Annotated in this window: 4 protein-coding genes; 3 read left to right on the forward strand and 1 reads right to left on the reverse strand. The window is 73.8% G+C overall.

All coding sequences use genetic code 11. The annotated features are described in order from the left end of the window. Positions 1-132: 132 nt before the first annotated feature. Positions 133-1,416, reverse strand: coding sequence for a ricin-type beta-trefoil lectin domain protein (locus ACFUEL_RS35610; protein WP_380241710.1), 1,284 nt, complete (start codon positions 1,414-1,416; stop codon positions 133-135). A 303-nt stretch (positions 1,417-1,719) separates the two neighbouring features. Here ACFUEL_RS35610 and argB point away from each other — a divergent pair, with 303 nt between their 5' ends. From argB to ACFUEL_RS35625, 3 genes are all read left to right on the forward strand, one after another. After that, positions 1,720-2,655 carry an acetylglutamate kinase gene (gene argB / locus ACFUEL_RS35615; protein WP_380241712.1) on the forward strand — a complete coding sequence of 312 codons (936 nt, stop codon included), beginning with the start codon at positions 1,720-1,722 and terminating at the stop codon, positions 2,653-2,655. Positions 2,656-2,807: 152 nt separating this feature from the next. Next, complete coding sequence (locus ACFUEL_RS35620) at positions 2,808-4,160, forward strand: lysine N(6)-hydroxylase/L-ornithine N(5)-oxygenase family protein (RefSeq protein ID WP_380241714.1); 1,353 nt, start codon at positions 2,808-2,810, stop codon at positions 4,158-4,160. Positions 4,161-4,207: 47 nt separating this feature from the next. Then, a complete protein-coding gene (locus ACFUEL_RS35625) occupies positions 4,208-4,453 on the forward strand; it encodes a phosphopantetheine-binding protein (protein ID WP_380241716.1) in 246 nt (81 codons plus the stop codon). Positions 4,454-4,562: the final 109 nt, after the last annotated feature.

The following is a 4,562-nucleotide window of genomic DNA, read 5'->3' on the forward strand; positions in this document are numbered from 1 at the left end:
GATGCGGGGGACGGCCGGCCGCGCCGGGGGAGGGGCCGGTGGGGGCGGCCCGTGGTGCGGGGTGCGTGGTGCGGCCTCAGCGCGGTGGCGTCAGCGCGGTGGCCTCGGCGCGGTGGCGTGGGCGTGGTGGCGTCAGCCGAAGTACCACTTCTGCGCGCCGGTGCCGTTGCAGGTCCACAGCTGGAGCCTCGTCCCGTCGGCGGCGGAGCCGTTGGGGGAGTCCAGACACTTGCCGGAGCCGGGGTTGAGGAAGTCGTTGCCGGAGCGGTGGGTCCACTGCTGGGCGCTGGTGCCGTTGCAGGTGTAGAGCTGGATGGCCGCGCCGTCGTTGTGCGAGGCGGCGGCGACGTCCAGGCACTTGCCGAGGGCGCGGACGGTGCCGTCGGTGCCGACCGTCCACTGCTGGGCGGCGTTGCCGGTGCAGTTGTGCAGCTGGATGGGGGTGCTGTCGGCGCTGGAGCCGCCCGCCACGTCCATGCACATCCCGCCGGGGCCGGTGATCTGCCCGGTGTAGCCGCCGCCGGTGCTGCCGCCCCAGGTGGTGGTGTGGACGTAGTCGACGGTCATGGTCTGCGGGTAGCCGGAGGTGCCGTCCGGGTTGCCGGGCCAGTCGCCGCCGACCGCGAGGTTGAGGATCACGAAGAACGGGTGGTCGAACACCCAGCGGTTGCCGCCCAGGTCGGCGGGGGTGCGGGTCTGGTAGGCGGTGCCGTCCACCGACCAGGTGATGGCGGTGGGGCTCCAGTCGACCGCGAAGGTGTGGAAGGCGTCGGCGAAGGACTGCCCGGCGGGCAGGCTGTACGGGGCGCCGATGCCGGCCGCGCCGGAGTAGCCGGGGCCGTGGATGGTGCCGTGCACGGTGCCGGGCTCGCGGCCGATGTTCTCCATGATGTCGAGCTCGCCGCTGGTGGGCCAGCCGACCGTGCCGAGGTCGTTGCCGAGCATCCAGAACGCGGGCCAGATGCCCTGCCCGCGCGGGATCTTGATCCGGGACTCGAAGTGCCCGTACGCCTGGGCGAAGGTGCGGGAGGTGTTCAGCCGGGCCGAGGTGTACTGGCAGGTGCCGTACCAGCAGGACAGGCCGGGGTCGGTGCTGCGCTTGGCGGTGATCACCAGGTGGCCCTGGCCGTCCAGCGCGGCGTTCGCGGCGCCCGCCGTGTAGTACTGCAACTCGTGGTTGCCGTTGCCCGAACCGCCGGTCTCCATCGTCCACTTGGCGGGGTCGACGGCCGAGCCGGCCGGTCCGTCGAAGTCGTCGTTCCAGGTGCCGGCGGCCACCGGGGCGGCGGCCAGCGGGGTGGTGGGGGTGGTGGCGGTGGGGGCGGAGCCGAGCGGGGCGGCGGCCACCAGGGCGGTGGCGAGCAGGAGCACGAATCCGCCGAAGGGCCAACGGCGCGTGCGTGGGGCAGCAGCCATGGGGGAATCCTTTGTGTGAGAGCGCTCTCTTCGGCGGGGCGCCTCCGCCGGTGGATCTGAATCGTACGGACGCGATATCGGCATGGCAATGTCAAAGAACGGCCGTTTTTCCGGACCTTTGCCCGCAACTCGCCTTCAGGTCTTGGAGGCTGAGGCCCGATCGGCCGTCTCCGGGCCATGAGAGCGCTCTCTCGACGGATCGGAGCGGCCCGGCCGGTGCGCACTGGGCGGCGGTCCGGACGGCATGTAAGGTAATCCTTGCCTAACCAATCGGGGTGGCGGGGCGAGGGCGGGAGAGACGTGGTGACCGGACCGGGTGCGCGACCGTCGGACCGGGGCCCGGAGCTGCTCTCCTGCCTGGCGGGCCTGCGGGCCCACCGGGGTGCCACGGTGGTGCTGAAGTTCGGCGGGAACGCCATGGTGGACCGGGAGTTGAAGGAGTCCTTCGCCCGCTCCGCGGTGCTGCTGCGCTACGCCGGGCTGCGGCCCGTGGTGGTGCACGGCGGCGGCCCGCAGATCGACGCGCACCTGCGCCGGCTCGGCGTGCGCGCGCCCTTCGCCGGTGGGCTGCGGGTGACCACGCCCGAAGTGATGGACGAGGTCCGGATGGTGCTGGCCGGGCAGGTGCAGCGCGAACTCGTCGGCCTGATCAACGCGCACGGCCCGTTCGCGGTCGGCCTGACCGGCGAGGACGCGGGCACCCTGGCCGCCGTCAGGCGCTGGGGCCGGGCGGACGGACGGCCGGTCGACCTCGGCCGGGTCGGCGAGGTCGCCGAGGTGCGCACCGGCCTGCTGGGCGCACTGCTCGCGGACGGCCGGATCCCGGTGCTGTCCTCGATCGCGCCCGCCGCCGACCGCACCGACGGCGCCGTCTACAACGTGAACGCCGACACCGCCGCCGCCGCGGTGGCCGGCGCGCTCGGCGCCGCGGCCCTGCTGCTGCTCACCGACGTGCCCGGCCTGTACCGGAGTTGGCCCCCGCAGGGCCCGCCGGTCGAACGGCTGGACGCGGCGGAGCTCGCCCGGATGCTGCCCGCGCTGGCCGGCGGCATGGCACCCAAGGCGGCGGCCTGCCTGGCGGCGCTGCGCGCCGGGGTCGGCGAGGTGCGGATGCTGGACGGGCGGGTGCCCGGCGCGGTGCTGCGCGCGTTCGGCCCGGACGCGCCCGGCACCCGGGTGGTGCCCGGGGGCGCCCCCTTGCGTCCGGTGGGCGGGGACGCGCTGCTCGCCCTCCGGTAGCGCGTCCGGGAGTTGGCGCGGCCCGGCCGGAGCGGGGCGAACTTGACTCGACTGCCCGCAATAGGAGAAGTTAGGTAAGCCTTACCAAAGTAAATGGGAGTGCGGGCCTGCCCGCCCCCGCCGCACCGGCACCCGGAAGAGGAAGGACGCGCATGTCGCTGGAGAACGAGGCGGTCCGCCCGGACGGGGGCGCCGACGACCTGATCGGCATCGGTTTCGGCCCCGCCAACCTCGCCCTGGCGATCGCGGTCGACGACCACAACCGGGCCGCCGCCGAACCCCCGCTGCGGGTCAACTTCCTTGAGCAGCAAGCGGGTTTCGGTTGGCACCGGGGCATGCTGCTGGACGGCGCGACCATGCAGGTGTCCTTCCTGAAGGACCTGGCCACCCAGCGCGACCCGCGCAGCCGCTTCACCTTCCTGACCTACCTCCAGGAGCACGGCCGGCTCGCCGACTTCATCAACCTGAAGACCTTTTACCCGACCCGGCTCGAGTTCCACGACTACTTCGAGTGGTGCGCCGCCGAGTTCGCCGACCGGGTCGGCTACGGCCGCACCGTCACCGGCATCCGCCCGGTCACCGGCCCCGACGGCCGGACCGAACAGGTCGAGGTGGTCTCCGAGGCGCTCGGCGGCGGCGCCCGGCAGGTGCACCCGGCCCGCAACATCGCGATCGGCACCGGGCTCACCCCCCGGCTTCCCGACGGCGTCCAGGCCGGCCCGCACCTCTGGCACACCAGCGAACTCCTGCTGCGCGCGCCCGAGTTGGCCAAGCAGACGCTGCGGCACCGGCGGATCGCGGTGGTCGGCGCCGGCCAGTCCGCCGCCGAGGCCGTCGAGTACCTGCACCGCGCCTTCCCCGAGGCGGAGATCTGCGCCGTCCTCTCCCGGTACGGCTACAGCCCCGCCGACGACAGCCCGTTCGCCAACCGGATCTTCGACCCGTCCGCCGTGGACGAGTTCCACGCCGCCCCCGAGACCGCCAGGCAGACCCTGCTGACCCAGCACGCCAACACCAACTACTCCGTGGTGGACGGCGAGTTGATCGAGGCGCTGTACCGCACCGCCTACCAGGAGAAGGTCGCCGGGCGGGAACGCCTGCGGGTGCTGAACGCCACCCGGCTGACCGGCGCCGAGGAGACCGTCGACGGGGCCCGCGCGCACGTCCGCTCGCTCACCACCGGCCGCGAACTCGCCCTCGAGTGCGACGCGGTGGTGCTCGCCACCGGCTACACCCACGTCGACCCGCGCCGACTGCTCGGCGAACGGCTCGCCGCCGCCTGCCGCACCGACGGACAGGGCCGGCTGCGGGTCGAGCGGGACCACCGGGTGCTCACCGACGAGAGCCTCGACGTCGGCCTCTACCTCCAGGGCGGCACCGAGCACACCCACGGCATCACCTCCTCGCTGCTGTCCACGCTGGCCGTGCGCTCCGGCGAGATCCGCGACTCGATGCTGCTCCGCCGCACCGCCCGCGACCTGCGGGCCCGGGTCGCCGTCGGCTGACCGGCCGCCGGCCGACCGGCCGCCAACTCACGAACGGAACAACCGACATGACCGCCGCCACCGGCTTCGACCCCGACACGCTGCGCACCGAGATCGCCGAACTGCTCGGCGAGCGCCCCGAGGACGTCCACGACGAGGACGACCTGCGCGACCTCGGCCTGGACTCGGTGCGGGTGATGCACCTGGTCGAGACCTGGCGGGCGCGCGGCGCCCGGGTCGAGTTCGCCGACCTGGCCGACCTCGGCACCGCGCCCACCCTGCTCGCCTGGTCCGCGTACCTCACCCGGGCCTGAATCCCCCCGCCGCACCGACCTACGGAGAACCATGAACACCCGCGCCCTGACCTCCCGCACCGCCAGAGCGTTCGCCGCGGCCGCCGCCGTCGCGCTCGCCGCCACGGCC

The organism is Kitasatospora sp. NPDC057198 (assembly GCF_042670125.1).
Lineage (GTDB): Bacteria > Actinomycetota > Actinomycetes > Streptomycetales > Streptomycetaceae > Kitasatospora.

Bases quoted from the DNA above. Each gene is read 5' to 3' on its own strand.
- ACFUEL_RS35620 (WP_380241714.1), top strand. From the start codon at position 2,808: ATGTCGCTGGAGAACGAGGCGGTCCGCCCGGACGGGGGCGCCGACGAC.
- ACFUEL_RS35625 (WP_380241716.1), top strand. From the start codon at position 4,208: ATGACCGCCGCCACCGGCTTCGACCCCGACACGCTGCGCACCGAGATC.
- ACFUEL_RS35610 (WP_380241710.1), bottom strand. From the start codon at position 1,416: ATGGCTGCTGCCCCACGCACGCGCCGTTGGCCCTTCGGCGGATTCGTG.